Consider the following 22,100-nt stretch of genomic DNA (forward strand, 5'->3'; position numbering starts at 1 on the left):
CATTTTTATAGTCGTTTTAATTGAGTTTGATGCCGCTTTGCTGCACCTTGCCGGACTACGCGTATTGTCTGCTGCCTTGTCCCAACCTAAATTAAAATGGCTATATCCATAAAAAGGCCGTCTGCATATGCTATCCCCTGATTTGCAGACGGCCTTACTGCTGCCAAAAGTGCTAAAATAGCCGTTACTGCCTATTTTTCAGACGGCCTCTCATGCTTACCGACCTCGAAAAAAACGCCATCCGCGACCACTACCAAAACATCGGCAAAAACCTGCCCAATTTCCGCCCGCGCACCTCGCAGCGGGAAATGATTGCGGCGGTGGCCAACGCGTTTTCACGCACTTTGGTGCGTGAAGAGGGCGGCGAAGCACCGAAGCGCGAGGGCGAGAGTATTGCCGTCATCGAAGGGCCCACCGGCGTGGGCAAATCGCTCGCCTACCTTCTGGCGGGCGGGATTATGGCGCAGACACGGGGCAAAAAGCTGATTGTATCCAGTGCGACGGTGGCTTTGCAGGAACAGTTGGTTGACCGCGATTTGCCGTTTTTGGTGGAAAAAAGCGGTCTGGAACTGACGTTTGCGCTGGCCAAAGGGCGCGGACGTTATCTCTGCCCCTACAAACTCTACCAGCTCACCAAAGGCAACGCGCAGCAAAGCCTGCTCGGTTTTGAAGCACCTGCCGTGTTATGGGATACCAAGCCGAAAAAAGAAGAGCTGGATACTTTGCGCACGCTGGCCGATGAATTTGCCGCCCGCCGTTACAACGGCGACCGCGATGCGTGGCCGGAAAAAATCGACGACGGCTTGTGGTTCCGTATCACCAACGACCGCCACGGCTGCCTGAAAGCGGCCTGCCCCAACCGCGCCGAATGTCCGTTTTATCTGGCACGCGAAGTATTGGAAACGGTTGATGTCGTCGTAGCCAACCATGATTTGCTGCTGGCCGACATCAGCATGGGCGGAGGCGTTATCCTGCCCGCGCCGGAAAACAGCTTTTACTGTATCGACGAGGCGCACCATCTGCCGAAAAAAGCCCTGAGCCAGTTTGCCGCCGAACATTCATGGAACACCGCCGTCTGGTCATTGGAAAAACTGCCGCAAATCACGGGCAGAATCGCCGCCGTCACCGACAAGGCGGAACTGGCCAACTTGGCCGACGAAGCCGCCGTATCGCTGCTCGACAGCATGCACGAATGGCAGTTCCACCTTGCCGAAGAGCCGGAAATGAGCATCAGGCAGTCCCACGGCGAGGCGCACGCTGAAAGCAGCAGCGATTTCAACCGCAAAAACAGCGAACCGGTCTGGCTGTGGCAGGACGGCAAAATTCCCAAAGGTTTGGAACTTCTGGTTTCCAATACCGCCGTTGCCGCCCGCAGCCTGCTCAAACACACCTACGGCCTGAACGACGCACTTTCCGCCGCCCGCCGCGACAAAGAGCAGGACAGTGCCTTAATCGACCGCCTCAGCAGCGAATTCGGCCTGTTTACCGCCCGTATCGAACAAATCAGCGCCGTATGGGATTTGTTTGCCACCGTGCCCGCCGAAGGCGAAGAGCCGTTGGCAAAATGGATTACCCGCCGTATCGACGACAAAAACGACTATATTTTCAACGCCAGCCCCATCAGCAGTGCCAACCATCTGGCCAACAGTCTGTGGCGGCGGGCAGCAGGTGCCGTCCTGACCTCCGCCACCCTGCAATCGCTGGGCAACTTCAACCTGCTGCTGCGGCAAACCGGTTTGGCATGGCTGCCCGAAACGACTACCCTCGCCCTTGAAAGTCCGTTTGATTTCGCAACGCAGGGCGAGCTTTATATCCCGCCCGTCCACGCCAGCCCCAAAGACCCCGCCGCGCACACCGCCGCCGCCGTCGAATGGCTGCCCAAGCTCATTTCCGCCGAAGAAGCCATCGGCACGCTGGTCTTGTTTTCCTCGCGCAAACAAATGCAGGATGTCGCCCTTCGCCTGCCCGACGACTACCTGCCGCTGCTCCTGATACAGGGCGAGCTGCCCAAAGCCGTCTTACTGCAACGCCATTACGAAGCCCTGCAGGCCGGCAAAGCCAGCATCATCTTCGGCCTCGACAGTTTCGCCGAAGGCCTCGACCTGCCCGGCGAAGCCTGCGTACAGGTCATCATTGCCAAACTGCCGTTTTCCATGCCCGACAATCCCATCGAAAAAACCCAAAACCGCTGGATCGAACAGCGCGGCGGCAATCCCTTTATCGAAATCACCGTACCCGAAGCCAGCATAAAACTCGTGCAGGCCGTCGGCAGGCTCATCCGCACCGAACAAGACTACGGCCGCGTTACCATTCTCGACAACCGCGTCAAAACCCAACGCTACGGCCAGCAGCTGTTGTCCTGTCTGCCGCCGTTTAAGCGGATAGGCTAAGTTGAAAAATACAAAAAAGCCGAGACCTTTTGCAAAAAAACAGGAAACAAACCAAAACTGATGGTAGGGGCGGGTTTTACACCTGCCCGAAAATTGAATACCTTGAAAGTTACCACTTCAAAAAGCCCAAGCAAGCGGGAGGGGGTAAAACCCGCCACAAGCCCTTGTCATGAATTTTGCAAAGGCCTCAAGCCGTCTGCAAAATGATTTTGCAGACGGCTTTTTTTAGGTTACGCTATGTATTCTCATACCGACCCATTATCTGAAAGTCCGGAAGGAAACCAATGAAAGTCAAATACGGAGTGGTGCTCAAAGAAAGCTAAGTACTTTACTTAGTTTTAGGAGCGCATATGAGCAAAAGTTACAAAACAACACCAATTTGCGGTTATACAAATGCAAAAAGTGAAAAAGAAGACAAACGGTTTGCCAACCGAAAATTCAGACGTTGCACACGGCAATTGTTAAAAGCGGGAAAAGAACCGCCGCAGAATATCAGATCCGTTAGTAATGTATACGATTTTGATAAAGATGGCCGCCAATATTTTTCCGCTTTAAAATATCCTCACCTTTTGCGTAAATGATGATGTAGTCAAATCAAATAACACGGCAAAAATATAGTGTTATGACTGGAAAAGCGAAATATATAGTTCAGGCCTCAGTTTGCCTGCACAGTTCGGTTTTTTAAGAATCCCACTATACTTTATCTTTTATTTGAAATGACTGCAAAAAAGGCCGTCTGCAAAACAAGTGTTTTTGCAGACGGCCTTTTTTACCGCATCTGCTGTATTGGCTTACCCTCTAGGATGCAGATGTTCAGTTACTGCCGGCTGGATTTTTTAACGGACAAGCAAACCAAACTGAATCCTGCCCTCAGGCGGAGTTGGCACGCTGATTCAGGCAATCACTGTTTCATAACAAAAATCGTCGGCCTTTCCATAAGATTCCCGATATTCCAATACTTCCCCGTTGATGCCGTATGCGAAGCGGCGGATTTTTACTGCTGCCCCGCTGTTCCCTGCAGGCAGGTAGTCGTCGGCATAGCGGGGAAGAAAAGTCAATTGCTCGCGGGCGGAAAGTATCAGCTGTCCGCATTGTTTGATGTAGAGCGGATACAGCAGATTATCGAATTGCTCGGGTTTCAGTTTGAGCAACGCGGCAAACGGCTCCCGGGGCAGCCAGATTTTTTCACTGACAATGACGGTGCCGGACAAACGGCGGGTTCGCTCGATGTAAATCAAAGGTTCATGTGCCGCCCGACCCAAAAAAGTATTGATTTCCCCGTTGCCGTCGATAGATGTTAATTTTTCCACTTTCCCGACGGGAATAATGGGAAGGCCGTCTTTATTGCGGTGGCGGAAAAAACGCGTCAGCGAACTGTTAAAGTCCGGATATTTCACAAACGTACCTTTTCCCTGCACTTTGTCCAACAAACCGTCCCGTACTAATAAATCGACGGCTTTTCTGATGGTGCCTATGGAGACCCCGTAGGTTTCGGCCAACATTTGCTCGCTGGGAATCATCCCGCCTACAGGCCAGGACTGCTTGGCCAATTCTTGTTGGAGAAGGTGGCGGATTTGTGCGTAACGCGGCAGCTTTCCCACCATATGAAGGTTATGGAATTCCATTTTTTCGTTTTGGGATAAAAAGATTGATTGACAAATATAACACGTCTGCCAATAATCATTCATCTAGTCATATATATGACTAGATGAATGATTATTTTGGAGAATAGAACCTACTGATGTTTTTCGCCGTCGGCAGGTTCTGATAATCAGGAGAGCAAAAATTATGATGGCACTTATTTTACTGGCGATATTGGCAGTTATTGCGGCGGGCTATCTGACAAAAATCAATATCAGCTTTTATGCGATTGCCACAGCCTATTTGATTGCTTGCTTCGGTATGGATTTATCCGCAGGAGATTTGGTCAAGCTCTGGCCGGTAAAAATATTTTTTGTGATTTTGTCGGTCAGCCTGTTTTACAACGTAGCATTGGCAAACGGGGCACTTGAAAAGCTGGCGGGACATTTGCTGTATCAATGCCGCCATTTTCCAAACATCCTGCCGCTGGCAGTTTTCGCGGCAGCTACCCTGATTGCAGGATTGGGAGCCGGTTTTTATACGGTATTGGCGTTTATGGCGCCGCTCACTCTGCTGTTGTGCCAGAAAACCAAAATGAACCTTGTCATCGGCAGTATGGCTGTCAATTACGGTGCGCTGGCCGGCGCTAATTTTATGACCTCGCAAAGCGGTGTGATTTTCCGCGGATTGTTGGAAACATCTGGCATAGCCAAGGAAGCGGCATTCGGCTACACATCCGCTATTTTTGTAACGACCTTATTGGTACCCGTCGTTATCTTGGGCGGATATTCCTTATGGAACCGCCGGATGTCCGCCATCAGCATACAGGCGGAAAAACCGGAAGCGTTCACAACCAAACAGAAACAATCGATTTTCCTGATTGTACTGCTGATGGCCATTGTATTAACGTTCCCGATTTTACATCTGATTTGGCCGCAAAATGATTGGGTTTCTTGGGCAAATGCCAAACTGGATATCGGTTTCCTCGCAATTGTCTTTACCTTAGTAAGTATGATGATGAAACTGGCCGACGAGAGAAAAGTTATTGCACTTGTACCGTGGGGCACCTTATTGATGATTTGCGGAATGGGTATTTTAATCGGCATTGCGGTTAAGGTCGGAGTGGTAGAGGCTTTCTCCGGCTGGGTATCCGGTAATGTCGCTTTTTGGCTGATTCCCGTTGTACTGTGCTGTATCGGTGCCATCATGTCGGTTTTCTCCAGCACCTTAGGCGTAGTCGCACCGACCCTGTTCCCCATTATCCCAACCATTGCCGCCTATTCGGGGCTGAATCCCGCCCTATTGTTCGTGGCAGTAGTGGTGGGGGCGCAGGCAACTGCAATTTCACCATTTTCATCGGGCGGAAGCCTGATTCTGGGTTCCGCCCCGGAAGGCATCGATAAAAATGCTTTGTTGAACCAACTGCTGTTTAAGGCCATTCCGATTGGCTTGTTTGCTGCAGTTATCGCTGTGATATTGGCACAATTGGTCATGTAAACGGCTGTTTTACCGGAGAATAAAATGAATTACGTTGATACGCACGCCCATGTATTCGAACCAAACGGCAATTTTGTCAAAAATGCACGCTATACGCCGGATTACGAAGCTTCCGTTACGGATTTTCTGAGCCATCTCGATTCCCGAGGGTTGCGTTACGGCGTGTTAATCCAACCCAGTTTTTACGGAACGGACAACAGCATCATGCTGCAAGCCGCCGCACAATCCCAAGGCCGTCTGAAAGCAGTAGTCGTGGTTGATACCGATGTTTCCGAAACATTGCTGGCACAATATTGCAATCAAGGCGTATGCGGCATCCGGCTGAATCTGTTCGGTAAGCCCGTACCCGATGTCGGTACGCAGGCATGGAAACGGTTGATAGGATTGTTACGCACGTTTGGTTGGCATATTGAACTGCATTGCCCGCCGCATTATTTGCTGCAATTACTACCTGCTTTGGCAAATGAGCATATCAATATTGTTATCGACCATCTCGGCCGTCCCGAGCCGCATCGAGACTTGTCAGATCCGGAATTTCAGCAATTCATCTCCATGCTGGATCCGGGACAGCATTGGGTAAAACTGTCGGGCCTATACCGTTTGGCCACACCCGAAAATCAGGCAGCCCGGGGAAAAGAAATTTACCGGATGTTGCAGGAACAAGGCATGCAGGAGCGCATCATATGGGGCAGCGACTGGCCGCACACCCAACATGAAACCGAAACCGGATACGGGCAAAACTGGCACTTATTGCATGAAGTCGTAGAAAATGAAAAAGAAAGACAGCAGATTTTAGGCGAAAATGCATGGAAACTGTTTGGATTTGATACAGTTTAAAATGCCTCGGTCACACGCTAAAATGGCTTGCTCCCGATGAAGGAAAAAGCGTTTATCTGAAACTTTCGTTTGTCATATCACGCATTAATCTGCGGTTCATGTGCAACCAAAGACGATTGTAGTAACCAGACACCGAAGATACGGCGTTGCTGCCTTTACTGCATTGTTTCATTCTTGATTTTGCTCTGCAGAAGCACAGCTCTTTCACAAACAAAGGCCGTCTGCAGAACAAGTGTTTTTGCAGACGGCCTTTGTTTGTATGTTTTGCCGTATCAATTTACCCTTTCGGATAAAACCGCACGACATTTTCTCCCTGCGGCAATGCCAATTTCTTCACCGCATGGCCGTAGAGCGTTTCCAACGTGACGCTCAGGACTTCTCCCTCGGCAAACCAGCCGTCAATCAGGCGGCGGGCTTCGGCTTCATCACTGAATATTACTGCCCGCCGCAAACCCAGCGTATCCATATCCTGCCAAAACGTCGCGGCTTTGCGGTAGCTGAGTTCCAGCTTGGCGGTGTCCACTACCGGATCGTAAAAGCCGCTGTCGGCCAGCATATCGCCGAGGTCGTGCATATCAATGAGGGCAGGTGTTTCACATGAAATGCCGTGTCCGTTCAGACGGCCTTTGAGTTCCGCCAGCGTGTCGCGTCCGAAGTGGGTGAAAAACAGCAGGCCGTCGGTTTTCAACGCGTGCGCCCATTTTTGGAACACGGGCAGCGGCTCATCGGCCAAAACCAAGCTCAGATTGGCCCACAGCATATCCGCCTGCGCCTCGGGCAGCGGCGCGGTCATGGCTTGGCAGACCTGCGGAATGCTTTTTCCGGTCAGTTTCTGCCACAATCCGCCTTTCCGCGCGGCAGCGGCGGTATGGAGAAATTCGCGTCGGGAATCGTATTCGGAAAATACGGCCTGCGGATAACGTGCGGCAAGCAGGCGGCGGCTGATGTCGTTGTCGGCACCGGCAAGTATGATGTGTTGCGGCACTTGGCGCACGAGCAGCAGCCGTTCGTCGGCGGTTTCGGCAAGATGGCGGTGGATGCTCCAGCGGTCGGTCATGGCGGTTTGGTCGGGCGGTTGCAGGTAGGTTAAGGCTGCCCGTAGCGTTCTTGGCGTGTTTGGTCGTCAATCACGCAAATCGGGAAGTTGCCGGGGTTTCTGCCGCCGCCCAAGTCCAGACAGGTATCTTCGTAGAGGTAGCCTTGAAATGCCATGCCTGCGCGGAAAACGGCAAACAGGACAATCAGGGCGGCGGTAATTTTCAGTAATGTTGCAGTTTTGGTTTTCATATTGGTTTTCCAACATCAAGGCCGTCTGCAAATTGCGGAAAAACTTACTGTCCGATAAGGATACCGGCAGATGCCTATTGGCGGTTTTGCTGATATGCTGTCCCTGTTTTTGCAGACGGCATATTGGCCAAATGCTTGGCAATACAGGCAAATGATGAAGAGTTTCCGCACAGGAAGGCGCACTGTCCCGTTGGCAAATACGTTATTCTACGCCTGTTTGTCTGTAAATTCGCACCATAATTGTGCAAATTTTTCCGCATGGCTGAGAAAAGGTGCGTGAGCTGCTTTTTCTATCAGACAAAATTCACTGTCCGACAAATGGCGGTGCAGGTATTCACCCATGCGCGGCGGCGTGATGGCGTCTTTGCCGCCGTAAACGAGCAGCACGGGGGCGGCAATACCGGGTAATAATGCCCGTGCATCGGCTCTTTCGACGGCTTCGAGCGCGGTTTCAAGGGCGGCAGGTGCGCCGCAGGCGGCGATGTCGGGCAGGATTTTTTCGATGATGGCGGCGGATTCGGGTGCGTGCAGCAATTGCAGTTGTAGAAACTGTTTGATATGTTTGGCATAATCCTGCCGGAACAGCCCCGTCATTTTGCCGAGCGCAACCCGGTTCAAACCTTCGGGATAATCGGGGGCGGCGGTGAGTCTGGCAAACGATGCGGTCAGGCAGAGCGAGCGGACTTTATCCGGGTGGCGTGCGGCAATATAAAGCACAACCAAGCCGCCGAGCGACCAGCCGAGAAGATCCGCCCGCCCGTCGATTTGTGCTGCGAAACGGTCGGCAACGGCAGCAATATCAAATGTTCCGACATCGGGCGCACCGCCGTGTCCGGGAAGGTCGAATGCGCGGATGTGCCAAGCAGCAGGCAGGCGCGGTATCAGGTCGTCAAATACATGGCGGTTGGCTCCCCAGCCGTGGATCAGATAAACTTTTCGGGAATGCGGCATGAATTTTTCCTTTTTGCGGCGCGCTATACGGCGGTCGGACAGGCAGGCTTGCCGTTCGTGCATATTATGTAACGGTTTGCCCGCGAAAAATACCGTATCGGTAAACGGCTTATGTACGGGCTGTACTGCGGATTTGCGTTATTATACTCCCGATTCCGGAAACTGCTGCCCGCTGTGTTTCCGTACCGTTATCGGTGGTGCGGTGTGTGGCGCGTGCCAGAAAAAACCTCCGCCGTTTGAACGGATGTGGGCATCAATCTGCTATAGGCCGCCCATCAGCAGCGTCATACATGAATGGAAGCATCTGGGAAAGCCGGGTTTGGGCGTGGTGTTGGCCAACATCATGCTGCACCGCGCGCCCGACTGGCTGGATAACGAGCAGTTCGATGCCGTATTGGCCGTACCGTTGAGTCGCGAGCGTCGGCTGTTTCGCGGCTTCAACCAAAGCGAAGAATTGGCGCAACGGCTTTGCCGGCATTACGGCTGGACGCTGCTGCCGCGCCACACCGTTTCCCGTGCCGACACGCCGCCGCAAAGTACGTTGAAAAGTACCGAACGTCTGCGAAACGTCCGCAATATTTTCCAAATACAGAAGCCGCTGCCGGATAATTGTAATCTTTTGTTAATTGATGATGTGTTTACCACAGGCGCAACGCTGTCCGAATTGGCGCAGATATTGAAAAAATCAGGCGCGCGGCGGATTTGTTGCTGGACATTGGCGCGTGCGTAAATGAAAAATTAAGCCAATTTTTTGACATCCTCCGCCTGCTGTGGCATTGTTCCGCCTTGATAAGTGATTGTTTTATATGTTTACTGTCGTTTTATACCAACCTGAAATTCCGCCGAATACCGGCAACATTATCCGCCTCTGCGCCAATACCGGCGCGGATTTGCACTTGGTAAAGCCGCTCGGATTTCCTTTGGATTCCGCCAAAATGAAGCGCGCCGGTTTGGATTATCACGAGTTTGCAAAACTGACGGTACACGAGAATTTTGAAGACTGCTTGAAAGCCTTGGCAGGCCGCCGTATTTTCGCGCTGACCACCAAAGGCACTACCCGCCCCGATCAGGCGGCATTCCGCCCGGGCGATGTTTTTTTGTTCGGCCCCGAAACCCGCGGGCTGCCTGCAGAAATTCTCGACAGCCTGCCTGTCGGGCAGAAGCTCCGTTTGCCGATGCTTCCCGACAGCCGCAGCATGAATTTGTCGAATACCGTTGCCGTGATGCTGTTTGAAGCGTGGCGGCAAAACGATTACCACGGCGGCATCTGATGTTCCGCGGCTCATGCCGTCCGAACATCTTTTGCGTATCTGCCGATATAAAAGATACGCTTTTGCACGATTAACTCAAGAACGGATTTTGTTTTGATTTTCAACAAAAAAAACCTTTCCGCCGCGCTGTTGGCGATGACCTTCGGCGCACTTTCCGTTACCCCCGCCTTAGCAGGCAAAACCTATAAAGTAGCGGGCAAAACCTACAAAACCATGCGAACCATGCCTGCTTCTTTCACCCAAAGCGGCAATGCTTCTTGGTACGGCCCAGTTTTCCACGGTCGTAAAACCGCCAACGGCGAGCGTTTCAACATGAACGCCATGACTGCCGCCCACCGCACCCTGCCTTTAGGCAGCACCATCAAAGTCACCAACACGCGCAATGGCAAAAGCATCATCGTACGTGTAAACGACCGCGGGCCGTTCCACGGCAACCGCGTCTTGGATTTATCCAAAGCTGCTGCTGCCAAGCTGGGTTTTCTCGGCCAAGGCACGGCACACGTTAAAATCGAGCCGGCTAACGGCGCGAAAGCCGCCCCTGCCGCAGCACCGGCCGCTATTTTTGTCGATTTGAAATCATTCGGTACAGAATACGAAGCGCGCGAATACCTGAACCAAACCGCGCAACACCTTGCCGGCGCGAACATCCGCCCGAAAATTTCGGTAGAGAAAAACAATTACGAATACACCGTCCGCATGGGGCCGTTCAACAATCAGGAGCGTGCCGACGAAGCGAAAACCCATGCCCGCACCATGCCTCAAGTGGCCATTTGATGCATGGCTGAAAATACAGACGGCCTGTTCCCCCAAACAGGCCGTCTGTATTTTATAGTCATTTAAAATAAGAATGATACAGCGTTGCTTTGCCTTGCCGTACTATGTGTACTGTCTGCGGCTTCGCTGCCTTGTCTCATTCTTATTTTATTCGACTATATAAGAACACGGAACAGCGTTTGGTTTTTCCGCTGTTCTGCTATACAATATATGCCGTCTGCAAATAAAAGGCCGCCGCACGCCGTTTGCAGACGGCTTTTTTCATCTTCTAGGAAGCTCCATGATTAGCAGACTGACCGGCAAACTTATCGAAAAAACACCGCCGCAAATCGTGATTGATGTCGGCGGTGTCGGCTATGAAGTCGATGTTTCCATGCAAACTTTCTACAGTCTGCCGCCGCTGAATGAAACCGTACAACTCTACACCCAACTGGTTGTGCGCGAAGATGCCCACCTGCTGTTCGGTTTCGCTTCCGCCGCCGAACGCGCCACCTTCCGCCAACTGGTGAAAGTCAGCGGTATCGGTGCTAAAACCGCATTAGGCATTTTATCGGCCATGAGTGCGGACGAGCTGGCGCAAGCTGTTGCCGAGGAAGACATCAAACGCCTTTCCTCCGCGCCCGGTATCGGCAAAAAAACCGCCGAGCGCATGGTATTGGAGCTGCGCGGCAAACTGGTTGCCCAAACTGTTACAGACGGCCTGTTTGCCACATCGCAAGAAGCCGACGAAACTGCCGACATTCTCAGCACGCTGCTTGCTTTGGGCTACAACGAGCGCGAAGCCAAAGCCGCCGTCAAAGGCATTCCCAAAGGTACGGATGTCGGCGAAGGGGTAAGATTGGCATTGAAAAACCTGCTGAAATAGCACAAGCAATATCTTACTGCCCATATTGCTTGCCGTACACTCCACAAAATAGCCGCATGGCTTGCGGAGATCTGTTCTCTTACCGCCATCAAGCAAACAAAAAAAGGCCGTCTGCAAAATCGGAATTTGCAGACGGCCTTTTTAAATAATTACGACATCAGTTGTTGCGCGCTCTGCCCATATCGGCAGCAGCGGTAAACAACACATCGGTAGAAGAGTTCAACGCAGTTTCCGCAGAATCCTGAATCACGCCGATGATGAAGCCCACGGCAACCACCTGCATGGAAATATCGTCGGAAATACCGAACAGGCTGCACGCCATCGGAATCAGCAAGAGCGAACCGCCTGCCACGCCGGATGCACCGCACGCGCCGACGGTAGCAACCAAGCTCAACAATAACGCTGTCAGGAAATCAACTTGAATACCCAAAGTATGGGCTGCCGCAAGTGTCAGGACATTGATGGTAATCGCCGCACCCGCCATATTGATGGTCGCACCAATCGGAATGGAGATGGAATAGGTATCTTCATGCAGGTTCAGCTTTTTCGCCAAAGCCATATTTACCGGAATATTGGCAGCGGAAGAACGGGTAAAAAAGGCAGTTACGCCGCTTTCGCGCAAACACATCAAAGTCAACGGATAAGGATTGCGCCGGATTTGCGTCCACACAATCAGCGGATTGACCACCAAGGCGATAAACAGCATACAGCCGAGCAATACCGCCAACAGCTTGGCATAACTTCCCAACGCATCAAAACCGGTTTCCGCAATAGTGGAGGCCACCAAGCCAAAAATACCGATGGGCGCGAATTTGATGACCCATTTGACAATCGTCGAAACGGTATCGGCCAAGTCCGCCACAACCTGACGGGTAGTGTCCGAACTGTGGTAGCGCAACGCCGCGCCCAATATCAACGCCCAAGCCAAGATACCGATATAGTTGGCATCGGCAATCGCGCCGATCGGATTGGATACCAGCTTCAGCAGCAGGGATTTCAATACTTCGACAATACCGGAAGGCGGCGTGGTCGAAACATCGCCGGCATTGGCCAAAATCACATGGGTCGGGAACGCCATGCTGGCCACTACCGCAGTCAGCGCGGCAGCAAACGTACCGATAATATACAGCAGCAGAATCGGTTTGATGTGTGCCTCATTGCCTTTTTGGTGTTGGACAACCGCCGCCAACACCAGCACAAATACCAAAATCGGCGCAACGGCCTTCAGCGCGCCGACAAACAGACTGCCGAGCAAACCGACGGCAAGGCCGGCATTCGGCGCAACCCAACCGATTAAGATACCGAGTATCAACCCGATGAAGATTTGCTTGACCAAGCTGACGCGGTTCACCGCCGACAGCAGAGGATTGGTGGTTGTCATGCTCCTAATCCTTTAAAAAGTGTTAAGAATGGATAATATTCTAAAATAAAACCGTTTTATTTTGTGGAGATTTTCATCTTTATTCCGAGCAAATAAAACAATATTTCAAAAATAATTGCCAATTTAAAATATTATTCCTCAAAACTGCCACACACCAAACAATCTTCCGAAAGCATTGTTCCGCACACAGCCGCCCCGTTTCAGATATTGTCAACGATTCGGGCGTTTCCGTCTGCAGAGGCCGTCTGCAAAACCATATAACCGCACCGGCCTCCGCATTGCATCATTGCGACCGCAACGCCGCGCAACCGTTCGGCACAACGGCATTTTGCAGACGGCCTCTGCAGGCATCAACGCTATTCCACAACCCGCCGCAAATCATGTAAAATCAAATTTTGCGTATTTCCAACGAACTGCCATGAACAAACTGACTCCGCCAGTACTGCTCACCTCGCTTTCGCTTGCCTGTATGCAGGCATTTGCCGCCGATGCGTTTGAGCCGCGCGCGGAGGATTACGAGCCCGTACCCGAATCCGAACTGGCAGCTCCGCCCTCGACCAACACGCAAACCGTCAAACTCGATCCCAAATATCCGGTAGAAATCCGCACCGACAACAGCGAAATCAAAGCCATGCTGGAAGAACACCTGCCGCTGATTACCCAGCAGCAGGAAGAAGAGCTGGATAAAGAGCAAGTCGGCTTTCTGGCAGAAGAAACCCCCGACAACGTCAAAACCATTCTACAAACCAAAGGCTATTTCAACAGCCGTACCGAAATCAGCGACCGCGGCAGCAGCTACCGTGTGGACGTTACCCCCGGGCCGCGCACCAAAGTCGATAACGTCAGCGTTGCGCTGCTTGGCGACATCCTTGCCGGCGACGACTTGGCAGACTACTACAAAAACGCCATGGGAAGCTGGCAGCAGCCTGTCGGCGGCTATTTCGACCAAGACGGCTGGAGCAGCAGCAAAACCTCCGTATTGAGCGCAGTAACCCGCAAAAAATACCCGCTGGCCAAGCTGACCCGCTCACAAGCCACCATCGACCCGAACAACCAAACGGCAGACTTAAACGTCGTTGTCGAAAGCGACCGCCCGATTTACTTCGGCGACTTCAAAATCAGCGGCACACGCCGCTATCCCGAAAGCGTTGTCAAAGGTTTGGCGAAATTCAAACCGGGCGCACCTTACGACTTGGATATGCTGCTCGACTTCCAGCAGGCATTGGAACAAAACGGCCACTACTCCGGCGCAGTCGTCCAAGCGGATTTCGACAATATCGAAGACGACCGCGTACCGGTCAAAGTCGATGTTACCGAAATGAAACGCCACAAACTCGAAACCGGTATCCGCTACGACTCCGAATACGGCTTGGGCGGACGCATCGGCTACGACTATTACAACCTGTTCGACAAAGGCTACATCGGCTCGATAGTGTGGGACATGGACAAATACGAAACCACGCTTGCCGCCGGCATCAGCCAGCCGCGCAACAACCGCGGCAACTACTGGACCAGCAACATCGCCTACAACCGCTCAACCACGCAAAACCTTGAAAAACGCGCCCTTTCCAGCGGCATCTGGTATGTCCGCGAACGCAACGGCATCGATGCGCGGCTGGGCATGGAATTTCTGATTGAAGACCGCAAAGTTCCCGATACCGATTACGACTTGGGACGCAGCCACGCCACCATGCTGACCGCTTCATGGAAACGCCAAAACATCGATACCACCCTGCGCCCTGAAAACGGCTATTATTTGGACGGTAAAATCGGTGCAACCCTCGGCAAAATACTGTCGTCCACCACCATCGCGCGCGCATACGGCGGAGCAGGCTACTTCTACACCCCCGAAAACAAAAAAATCGGTACCTTTATCGCCCGAGGGCAAGTCGGATACGTTTACGCCAAAGACAGCGACGACACACCGTCCGGCCTGTCGTTCCGCACCGGCGGCGCATCTTCCGTACGCGGTTACGAACAGGACAGCATCGGTCTGCGCGGGCCGGCCGGCTCGGTACTGCCCGAACGCGCCCTTGCCGTTGCCAGCTTCGAGTATCAATATCCGATGACCAAAAACCTGTCTGCCGCCGTGTTTCACGATATGGGGGATGTCGCACATTCCTTCAAAGACATGACCCTGCAACACGGCACCGGCTTGGGCTTGCGCTGGTTCAGTCCGGTTGCCCCGTTTGCCTTCGACATCGCCTACGGACACCAAGATAAAAAAATCCGCTGGCACATCAGCTTGGGCACACGCTTTTAAAATGCAGACGGCATAAACATCATTCAGGCCGTCTGCAAAATAAAAATACCGCAAGATGCCGATTAAAATCAGCCTGTTAGCCACACAACCGGCTATGCTGCCATTTTGCAGACGGCCTGTTCCGCCAACAGAAACACAATATTACGATTTGCACCCGATACCATGACCGCCACACCCGACACACCAAACGCCAAGCCGTCTGCAAACGGGCGCAAAGCCCCACCGCACCAAGGCAAGCCCGCCGCCCCCAAACGCCGCCGCCCGCTGCGCGCCTTGGCATGGCTGCTGCTCTGCCTGTCGGCGGTGCTGATTGGCATTGTCGGCTGGCTCGCCTTTACCCCGTCGGGTCTGCGTTTCGGCTTATACACCCTTCCCTCGTGGTTCGGTGTCCACATCACATCAAAATCCTTAGAAGGCACGCTGGTTAACGGTTTCCACGGCGATGACTGGCTGATTGAAACCGAAAGTGCCGACATCAAAATCAGCCGTTTCCGTTTCGGCTGGCAACCGTCCGAACTGTTCCGCCCCAGCCTGCACATTACCGAAATCACCGCAGGCGACATCGCCATCGTGACCAAACCCGTACCGCCGAAAGAAGATACGCCGCCGTCCGGCCTGCCCGACAGCATCGATTTGCCCGCGAGCGTTTATATCGACCGTTTGGAAACCGGCGCAATCAGCATCGGTAAAAACTTCGAGCAACAAACGGTTTACGCAGAAAAAATACAGACGGCATACCGATACGACCGTCAGGAACACCGCCTCGACCTGACCCTGCTCAAATCACCGTGGAGCGAATCCGCCGGTGCGGTTGTTGTCGGTCTGAACAAACCTTACACGCTCAACACCGCTATCTATACCAAAGGCGAATTGGAAGGCGAAACCGTCCACGGCACGCTACGGCTGTGGGGCAGCCTGCAAGATGTCCACACCGATATTATTTTGGACGGCGACAATATCGGCCTGTATGCCCGTTCGACCGTCCGCCCCTTCGCCGCCGCGCTGAATGAAATGCTGGGCGAAGTGCAGGCAAAAGGCTTCAACATCAACCCTTCCGCCTTCCTGCCGTCGCTGCCGAAAGCCCGCCTCAACTTCGATGCCACCGTTATACCTACCCTCAACGGCCATACCGCGCTGGAAGGCTCGATAGACTTGGGCAACAGCGAAGCCGGTTTTGCCGACAACAACGCCATTCCCGTTCGCACCCTGCTGGGCAATTTTACCGTGGACGACAACGGTAACATCCACATCACGGATGCCGAAATCGAACTGCTGCAAAAAGGAACAATCAACATCAGCGGCAACATCGACACCGCTGCCGACCGCCTCGGTTTGGCACTGAACCTCAACGAAGTCGGTGCAGATGATGCCGTCGGCACGAAAATCGCAGGCCGCTTGAACGGCAGCATCAACGTGCAAGGCACAACCGCCTCGCCCGACATTACATGGAATCTCGACAGCGGATCCGCCCGCAGCACCGGCTTGCTGCAAATCGCCACCGATGCACAACACGGGCAGCAAACCCTCCTGCTGGACCACATCAAAATCCTGCCTCAAAACGGTGGCGAATTAAGCGCGTCCGGCTTTCTCGAGCTGTTTCAAAACCAAGCCCTCAAACTCGACATCCGCAGCCAAGCCTTCAATCCCGCACAGATTGACCCGCAACTGCCCGCCGGCAGCATCAACGGCACCATCGCCCTGACAGGCGAGCTGGCCAACCAACGCTACGGCGGCACCATGCAGTTCACGCCCGGCACACTCAATGGCGTATCCCTCAGCGGCAGCGCGGACATACTGTATGAAAACCAACATTTCAGCCGCGCGCTGACCGACCTCAAACTCGGTACCAACGTCATCAAAACCGATGGCAGTTTCGGCAAAAAAAACGACCGCCTCAACCTCAGCATCAGCGCGCCCGACTTATCGCGCTTCGGCTTCGGCTTAAGCGGCCTGCTCAATGCCAAAGGCTACATTGCCGGCGATTTTACAGACGGCCTGAAAACCCTCGATGTCGACATAAACGGACAGGCGCGTGCCTTCCGCCTTGCCGACACCCTCAATATCCGCACGCTGGACTTCAAATTCAAAGGCTCGCCCGACACCGACAAACAGCTTGCTGCCGAATTTAAAGGCGAACAAATCATCTTGGCCGGAGATACCCAAACCGCCATCGACACCGTTAACCTGTCCGTCAACGGCACAGGGTTGAACCACCGTATCCAAGGCGGCGGCAATATGGCCTTAGACGGTAAAAACTACCGTTTGGAAATCGATGCTTCCGGCGGTCTGAACCCGGAGCAGACCCAATGGAAAGGCACGGTCGGCACGCTCAATATCGGCGGCGCATTCAACCTCAGGCTGCAAAACCGCATCAATCTCGAAGCAGGAGCAGAACGTGTTGCCATGAGTCCCGCACAATGGGCGGTGATGGGCGGCAGCCTCAACCTGCAAAGTTTCGTATGGGACAAAAAAACCGGCATCACCAGCAAAGGCAGTGCCCACAACCTGCACATGGCGGAACTGCACAATTTCTACACGCCGCCCGTACCGCATAATCTCGTACTCGGCGGCGATTGGGACGTGTCTTACAGCGAAAACGCGCGCGGCTATCTGAATGTCTCCCGTCAGGGCGGAGACGTTCTGCTGCCCGACAGCAACCAGCCGCTCGGTTTGAGTGCGCTGATGCTCAATACCCGTTTCCAAAACGGCCGTATCGATGCGCGCCTGAACGGTAACACCCGCTTCGGCAAAGCCGACGCCGCCATCGGCATTGCCCAGCAATTTGGCAGTAACATTGCCGCCGCGCCGCTCAGCGGCAAAATCAATCTGGATATTCCCGACTTAACCCCATTCCGCACCTTCCTGCCTAACAGCGCCAAAAACCTGAGCGGCAGCTTTCGCGGCAGCGCGGATCTCGGAGGGCGGGTCTCCTCCCCTACCGTCAACAGCACGCTGGCGGGCAACACCAATTTCGGCACCCTCAACGGTAACGTCAACATCGGTACAAGCAGCAACTTTGCCGACGCACCGTTGTCAGGCCGTCTGCATATTAATGTTGCCGAATTGGAAACCTTCCGCAGCTTCCTGCCCGTCGGCCAAACTGTCAAAGGCAACCTGAATGCCGCCGTCACTTTGGGCGGCAGGCTGAGCGAACCCTTACTCGGCGGCACGCTGAACGGGGAAAACCTCTACTACCGCAATCAGGCTCAAGGCATTATTCTGGACAACGGCGTATTGCGTTCCCGTCTGCAAGGGCAACGCTGGGTCATCGACAGCCTCAAGTTCCACCGTGGTGGTACGGTAGAACTCAGCGGCGGCGTATCCCTCGACAACAACGCGCCCGATGTCGATGTCGATATCGTGTTCGACCGCTACCGCACCCTTTCACGCCCCAACCGCCGGCTGGCATTGAGCGGCAAAGCCAAAGTCCGCTACAACGAAGCACACGGCGTCGCACTTACCGGCGGCCTGAAAGCCGATTTCGGTATGTTCGGTTTCCAAAACGCCTCCATGCCCACCACAGATGACGATGTCGTGATTTTGGGTGAAGAGCACAAAACCCAAACCGCCACCACACCGATTTACATGGATTTGGACATCGACCTGAACGACAATGTGCGTTTCGTTGCCGAAGGATTGAATGTCACCCTTGGCGGCAAGCTCAAACTCAGCGCGCGCCCCAATGAAACCGTACAAGGTGTCGGATCGATTAATGTCGTCAAAGGCAGCTACAAAGCCTACGGACAAGATTTGGAAATTAAAAAAGGCGTGATTTCCTTTGTCGGCCCGCTGACCAACCCCAATCTGAATATCCGCGCCGAACGCCGCCTCTCCCCTGTCGGCGCGGGCGTAGAAGTTTTGGGCAATCTCGACAATCCGCGTATCACGCTGGTTGCCGACGAGCCGATGAGCGAAAAAGACAAGCTGTCTTGGCTGATTCTCAACCGCGCCAGTTCCGGCAGCGACAGCGACAACGCCGCCTTGTCCGCCGCCGCCGGCGCACTCTTGGCAGGACAGCTCAACGACCGTGTCGGCTTGGTGGACGACATCGGCTTTACCAGCCAGCAGAGCCGCAATGCCGAAACCGGCGAAATGAACCCTGCCGAGCAGGTGCTGACCGTCGGCAAACAACTGACCAACGAGCTGTATGCCGGTTACGAATTCGGGATTACCAGCACCAAACAATCGGTCAAACTGGTATACCAACTTACCCGTTCCCTGCAAGCGGTTGCCCGCATCGGCAATCTCTCCAGCGGCGGCGAACTGAAATACTCAATCCGTTTCGATACCCTGCCGTGGCAGAAAAAGCTCAAAGCCGAAGACAAAGCGGCCGAAGCAGCCGAAAGGCAACGCTTTGAACAGCAGCAACGCGAACGGCAAAACCCGTAAGGCCGTCTGCAAAATACAATCCGAAACCTTTGCGAAATTCATGACAAGGGCTGGTCGGAGCGGTTTTTACACCCGCCCGCTTGAGCTTTTTGAAGTGGTCACTTTCAAGGTATTGATTAACTTCGGGCGGGTATAAAACCCGCCCCGACAATCAGTTTTGCTTTATTTCCTGTTTTTGGCAAAGGTCTCAATCCACTACATTCTTTCTTACCGGAAACTGCATGGCGGATTTTATAATCGGATTTCACAAAATGAGACAAGGCAGCAAAGCCGTAGACCGTACAGGCAATGCGGCTCGGAGAGCTTCTTGTTTCAGCAGCTTGGTCAAGTCTCCCAATTTGAGCAAAGTACGGCAACACCGCCTCGCTCTGTGAAATAACCACATCGGCAACCCCCGTCCGCAGTATTGATTTGCCGTCTGTTCGGATAATTCCACAGTACCCGAAGCGCAGCAAGGTGCTGTAAACGGCAGCAAAGACAAAAAGGGAACAAACCCTCAGCATCAAACGGGCAAACCGGCCTGCCGCTTCTTGGCAACAAAGCAGGCATACGGTATTTTTTGAATTTCCAGCCGCAAAAAATCCGCCTGATTATCTGGATAGCAAACCGCTCCCGCCTTTATAATGTCTGCCATGAAACCACAAAAATCCCTACGCGCCCGCGCGATGGACATTTTATCGCGCCAAGAAGTCAGCCGTGCCGGATTACGGCGCAAACTCGCTCCCCACGCGGAAAGCACGGAAGAGCTGGAGCAGGTGCTGGCCGAATTCAGCGAGCGCAACTGGCAATCGGACGAACGCTACGCCGAAGCCTATATCCACAGCAAAAGCCGTCTGCACGGCACTTTGCGCCTGAAACAAGCCTTATCCGCGCAAGGCATAGACGAGGAAATCAGCACACGTTTCCTGCCCGACCGAGACAGCGAACGCCAAACGGCAGCGGCGGTATTGCGGAAAAAGTTCAAACAGCCGGCCGCAGATTTGAAAGAAAAGCAGAAACAAGTACGCTTTCTGGCTTACCGCGGCTTCGATATGGATACCATTCAAACCGCATTACGCTACGCATGGGACGAAGAATACTGGCAGGACGGATACGAATGAAACCGCTCCACGGCAGATAAACCCGCCCGCAGCTTGATGTTACCGCCGAATGATACAGAGCGGCAAACAGCAAACCGCTGCTGATGCGCCAACCTGCTTCTCTTCAAACAATCCCAAAAATAAGGCCGTCTGCAAAATCATCATTTGCAGACGGCCTTTAAACTTGATTCGGCTTCAACGCAGCAATTCATCGGTAATCCGTTGCAGAAACGCCACCCGTTCGGGTTTGACCGCACCGCCTGCCGCCGCTTTTTTATAGTCGAATAAAATAAGAATGAGACAAGGCAGCGAAGCCGCAGACAGTACACATAGTACGGCAAGGCAAAGCAACGCTGTATCATTCTTATTTTAAATGACTATAACTGCACAATCGGGTTCGGCACGGTGGGTACAGTTGTGAAAACGGCAATGTCCGGCCAGATGTTTCAAGTCGGAGAAATGATACGAAACGGCAAACCACAAACCGCTGCTGATATGCCAACCTGCATCTCTTCAAACAATCCCAAAAAATAAGGCCGTCTGCAAAATCCTGTTTTTGCAGACGGCCTTTAAACTTTATTCGGCCTCAACGCAGCAATTCATCGGTAATCCGTTGCAGAAACGCCACCCGTTCGGGTTTGACCGCGCCGTCTGCCGCCGCTTTTTTAACCGCACAATCGGGTTCGGCACGGTGGGTGCAGTTGTGAAAACGGCAGTGTCCGGCCAGATGTTTCAAATCGGGGAAATGGTACAGCAAATCGGCGGCGTTCAAATGGTGCAGACCAAACTCCTGCAGGCCCGGGGAGTCGATTAATCGGGTTTCGCTATCCAAATCATACAGTTGGGCATGAGTGGTAGTATGCTTTCCGGAATCCAGCGCAGCAGAGATGTCGCCGGTGCGGGCGGCTTCGCTGCCCAGCAAAGCGTTGGTCAAAGTAGATTTGCCCATGCCGCTCTGCCCCAAGAAAATATTGGTTTGCCCTTTCAGCAGCGGTTTCAGAAGCTCAACATTATCCAAAGCACACACTTCAACCACTCGGTAGCCTAAAGTTTCGTAAAAACGGAATACTTCCCGCCACGCCGCTGTTTCAGGCAAATCGGCTTTGTTCAATACAATCACGGCCTCTATGCCGGCCGCCTCCGCCGCCAGCAATGCGCGCTGTACCAACAGCTCGCTGGGACTGGGGACGGCAGCGGTTACCACCAGAAGCTGCGTAACATTGGCGGCAATCAGTTTGGTTTTCCATGCGTCCTGACGGTACAGCAGGCTGCGGCGCGGCAGGTAGTCTTCGATAACTGCCTGTTCGCCGTTGATTCTGCTGATACGCACTTCGTCGCCGCAGGCAAAATCGACACGCTTTTTACGGGTGGTGGCCTCGAAAGTCTGCCCGTCCGGTGTGCGTATGATGTAGCGGCGGCCGTAGCTGGTAATGATTTGGGCGGTATCGGTCATGATGTTTTGTAAAGGGGAAAACCGCATTTTATCGTATGTTCGGCTTGATTAGGCAGGTTTGTATTGGAAATGCAGACGGCAT

At 53.3% G+C, this 22,100-nt stretch carries 18 protein-coding genes; 11 read left to right on the forward strand and 7 right to left on the reverse strand.

The window, feature by feature from the left end; genetic code table 11:
* Window positions 1–212 precede the first annotated feature (212 nt).
* On the forward strand, window positions 213–2,390 hold the full coding sequence (dinG, locus tag EL111_RS00210) for an ATP-dependent DNA helicase DinG (RefSeq protein WP_123795748.1): 2,178 nt from the start codon (window positions 213–215) through the stop codon (window positions 2,388–2,390).
* Between the two features lie 350 nt (window positions 2,391–2,740).
* On the forward strand, window positions 2,741–2,971 hold the full coding sequence (locus EL111_RS00215) for a hypothetical protein (RefSeq protein ID WP_123795747.1): 231 nt from the start codon (window positions 2,741–2,743) through the stop codon (window positions 2,969–2,971).
* 312 nt (window positions 2,972–3,283) lie between these two features.
* Here the strand turns inward: EL111_RS00215 and EL111_RS00220 are convergent, their stop codons facing one another.
* Window positions 3,284–4,015: a GntR family transcriptional regulator gene (locus tag EL111_RS00220; protein ID WP_123795746.1), complete on the reverse strand. Its 732-nt coding sequence runs from the start codon at window positions 4,013–4,015 to the stop codon at window positions 3,284–3,286.
* A 145-nt stretch (window positions 4,016–4,160) separates the two neighbouring features.
* On the opposite strand from EL111_RS00220, the gene EL111_RS00225 reads away from it, so the two are divergent.
* Window positions 4,161–5,468, forward strand: a complete 1,308-nt coding sequence (locus tag EL111_RS00225) for an SLC13 family permease (protein ID WP_331838783.1) — start codon at window positions 4,161–4,163, stop codon at window positions 5,466–5,468.
* 24 nt (window positions 5,469–5,492) lie between these two features.
* Window positions 5,493–6,305 (forward strand): amidohydrolase family protein, encoded by an 813-nt coding sequence (locus EL111_RS00230; RefSeq protein ID WP_123795744.1) that lies wholly within the window; start codon window positions 5,493–5,495, stop codon window positions 6,303–6,305.
* Between the two features lie 277 nt (window positions 6,306–6,582).
* On the opposite strand, the gene EL111_RS00235 is transcribed toward EL111_RS00230, so the two are convergent.
* The 3 genes from EL111_RS00235 to bioH all read right to left on the reverse strand — a co-directional run bounded on the left by EL111_RS00235 (window position 6,583) and on the right by bioH (window position 8,543).
* On the reverse strand, window positions 6,583–7,362 hold the full coding sequence (locus EL111_RS00235; RefSeq protein WP_123795743.1) for a class I SAM-dependent methyltransferase: 780 nt from the start codon (window positions 7,360–7,362) through the stop codon (window positions 6,583–6,585).
* 29 nt (window positions 7,363–7,391) lie between these two features.
* Window positions 7,392–7,592, reverse strand: coding sequence for a hypothetical protein (locus EL111_RS00240; protein WP_123795742.1), 201 nt, complete (start codon window positions 7,590–7,592; stop codon window positions 7,392–7,394).
* Window positions 7,593–7,799: 207 nt separating this feature from the next.
* Window positions 7,800–8,543, reverse strand: coding sequence for a pimeloyl-ACP methyl ester esterase BioH (gene bioH, locus EL111_RS00245; RefSeq protein ID WP_249038051.1), 744 nt, complete (start codon window positions 8,541–8,543; stop codon window positions 7,800–7,802).
* On the opposite strand from bioH, the gene EL111_RS00250 reads away from it, so the two are divergent.
* From EL111_RS00250 to ruvA, 4 genes are all read left to right on the forward strand, one after another.
* The gene (locus EL111_RS00250; protein ID WP_123795740.1) at window positions 8,542–9,273 is read left to right on the forward strand and encodes a ComF family protein; all 732 of its coding nucleotides are present in this window, start codon (window positions 8,542–8,544) and stop codon (window positions 9,271–9,273) included. The genes bioH and EL111_RS00250 overlap by 2 nt on opposite strands.
* 76 nt (window positions 9,274–9,349) lie before the next feature.
* Window positions 9,350–9,814, forward strand: coding sequence for a tRNA (uridine(34)/cytosine(34)/5-carboxymethylaminomethyluridine(34)-2'-O)-methyltransferase TrmL (trmL, locus tag EL111_RS00255; RefSeq protein ID WP_123795739.1), 465 nt, complete (start codon window positions 9,350–9,352; stop codon window positions 9,812–9,814).
* Window positions 9,815–9,949: 135 nt separating this feature from the next.
* Window positions 9,950–10,588, forward strand: coding sequence for a septal ring lytic transglycosylase RlpA family protein (locus EL111_RS00260; protein WP_123795822.1), 639 nt, complete (start codon window positions 9,950–9,952; stop codon window positions 10,586–10,588).
* Window positions 10,589–10,868: 280 nt separating this feature from the next.
* Window positions 10,869–11,453 (forward strand): Holliday junction branch migration protein RuvA, encoded by a 585-nt coding sequence (gene ruvA / locus EL111_RS00265; protein WP_123795738.1) that lies wholly within the window; start codon window positions 10,869–10,871, stop codon window positions 11,451–11,453.
* Between the two features lie 157 nt (window positions 11,454–11,610).
* Here ruvA and sstT read toward each other — a convergent pair whose 3' ends face one another.
* Window positions 11,611–12,834 carry a serine/threonine transporter SstT gene (sstT, locus tag EL111_RS00270; RefSeq protein WP_123795737.1) on the reverse strand — a complete coding sequence of 408 codons (1,224 nt, stop codon included), beginning with the start codon at window positions 12,832–12,834 and terminating at the stop codon, window positions 11,611–11,613.
* Window positions 12,835–13,252: 418 nt separating this feature from the next.
* Here sstT and EL111_RS00275 point away from each other — a divergent pair, with 418 nt between their 5' ends.
* Complete coding sequence (locus EL111_RS00275; RefSeq protein ID WP_123795736.1) at window positions 13,253–15,097, forward strand: autotransporter assembly complex protein TamA; 1,845 nt, start codon at window positions 13,253–13,255, stop codon at window positions 15,095–15,097.
* A 162-nt stretch (window positions 15,098–15,259) separates the two neighbouring features.
* The gene (locus EL111_RS00280) at window positions 15,260–19,486 is read left to right on the forward strand and encodes a translocation/assembly module TamB domain-containing protein (protein ID WP_123795735.1); all 4,227 of its coding nucleotides are present in this window, start codon (window positions 15,260–15,262) and stop codon (window positions 19,484–19,486) included.
* Window positions 19,487–19,602: 116 nt separating this feature from the next.
* Here EL111_RS00280 and EL111_RS00285 read toward each other — a convergent pair whose 3' ends face one another.
* Complete coding sequence (locus tag EL111_RS00285; protein WP_123795734.1) at window positions 19,603–19,992, reverse strand: hypothetical protein; 390 nt, start codon at window positions 19,990–19,992, stop codon at window positions 19,603–19,605.
* A gap of 126 nt (window positions 19,993–20,118) precedes the next feature.
* Between EL111_RS00285 and recX the strand changes: the two genes are divergently transcribed.
* Complete coding sequence (gene recX / locus EL111_RS00290; RefSeq protein ID WP_123795733.1) at window positions 20,119–20,586, forward strand: recombination regulator RecX; 468 nt, start codon at window positions 20,119–20,121, stop codon at window positions 20,584–20,586.
* A 565-nt stretch (window positions 20,587–21,151) separates the two neighbouring features.
* Here the strand turns inward: recX and rsgA are convergent.
* Complete coding sequence (rsgA, locus tag EL111_RS00295; protein WP_123795732.1) at window positions 21,152–22,018, reverse strand: ribosome small subunit-dependent GTPase A; 867 nt, start codon at window positions 22,016–22,018, stop codon at window positions 21,152–21,154.
* Window positions 22,019–22,100 lie beyond the last annotated feature (82 nt).

The sequence above is a fragment of the Neisseria animalis genome (genome assembly GCF_900636515.1).
GTDB lineage: Bacteria > Pseudomonadota > Gammaproteobacteria > Burkholderiales > Neisseriaceae > Neisseria > Neisseria animalis.

Bases quoted from the DNA above. Each gene is read 5' to 3' on its own strand.
- ruvA (WP_123795738.1), top strand. From the start codon at position 10,869: ATGATTAGCAGACTGACCGGCAAACTTATCGAAAAAACACCGCCGCAA.
- EL111_RS00275 (WP_123795736.1), top strand. From the start codon at position 13,253: ATGAACAAACTGACTCCGCCAGTACTGCTCACCTCGCTTTCGCTTGCC.
- EL111_RS00250 (WP_123795740.1), top strand. From the start codon at position 8,542: ATGAATTTTTCCTTTTTGCGGCGCGCTATACGGCGGTCGGACAGGCAG.
- trmL (WP_123795739.1), top strand. From the start codon at position 9,350: ATGTTTACTGTCGTTTTATACCAACCTGAAATTCCGCCGAATACCGGC.
- bioH (WP_249038051.1), bottom strand. From the start codon at position 8,543: ATGCCGCATTCCCGAAAAGTTTATCTGATCCACGGCTGGGGAGCCAAC.
- EL111_RS00280 (WP_123795735.1), top strand. From the start codon at position 15,260: ATGACCGCCACACCCGACACACCAAACGCCAAGCCGTCTGCAAACGGG.
- recX (WP_123795733.1), top strand. From the start codon at position 20,119: ATGAAACCACAAAAATCCCTACGCGCCCGCGCGATGGACATTTTATCG.
- sstT (WP_123795737.1), bottom strand. From the start codon at position 12,834: ATGACAACCACCAATCCTCTGCTGTCGGCGGTGAACCGCGTCAGCTTG.
- EL111_RS00260 (WP_123795822.1), top strand. From the start codon at position 9,950: ATGACCTTCGGCGCACTTTCCGTTACCCCCGCCTTAGCAGGCAAAACC.
- EL111_RS00230 (WP_123795744.1), top strand. From the start codon at position 5,493: ATGAATTACGTTGATACGCACGCCCATGTATTCGAACCAAACGGCAAT.
- EL111_RS00240 (WP_123795742.1), bottom strand. From the start codon at position 7,592: ATGAAAACCAAAACTGCAACATTACTGAAAATTACCGCCGCCCTGATT.
- rsgA (WP_123795732.1), bottom strand. From the start codon at position 22,018: ATGACCGATACCGCCCAAATCATTACCAGCTACGGCCGCCGCTACATC.
- EL111_RS00235 (WP_123795743.1), bottom strand. From the start codon at position 7,362: ATGACCGACCGCTGGAGCATCCACCGCCATCTTGCCGAAACCGCCGAC.
- dinG (WP_123795748.1), top strand. From the start codon at position 213: ATGCTTACCGACCTCGAAAAAAACGCCATCCGCGACCACTACCAAAAC.
- EL111_RS00215 (WP_123795747.1), top strand. From the start codon at position 2,741: ATGAGCAAAAGTTACAAAACAACACCAATTTGCGGTTATACAAATGCA.
- EL111_RS00220 (WP_123795746.1), bottom strand. From the start codon at position 4,015: ATGGAATTCCATAACCTTCATATGGTGGGAAAGCTGCCGCGTTACGCA.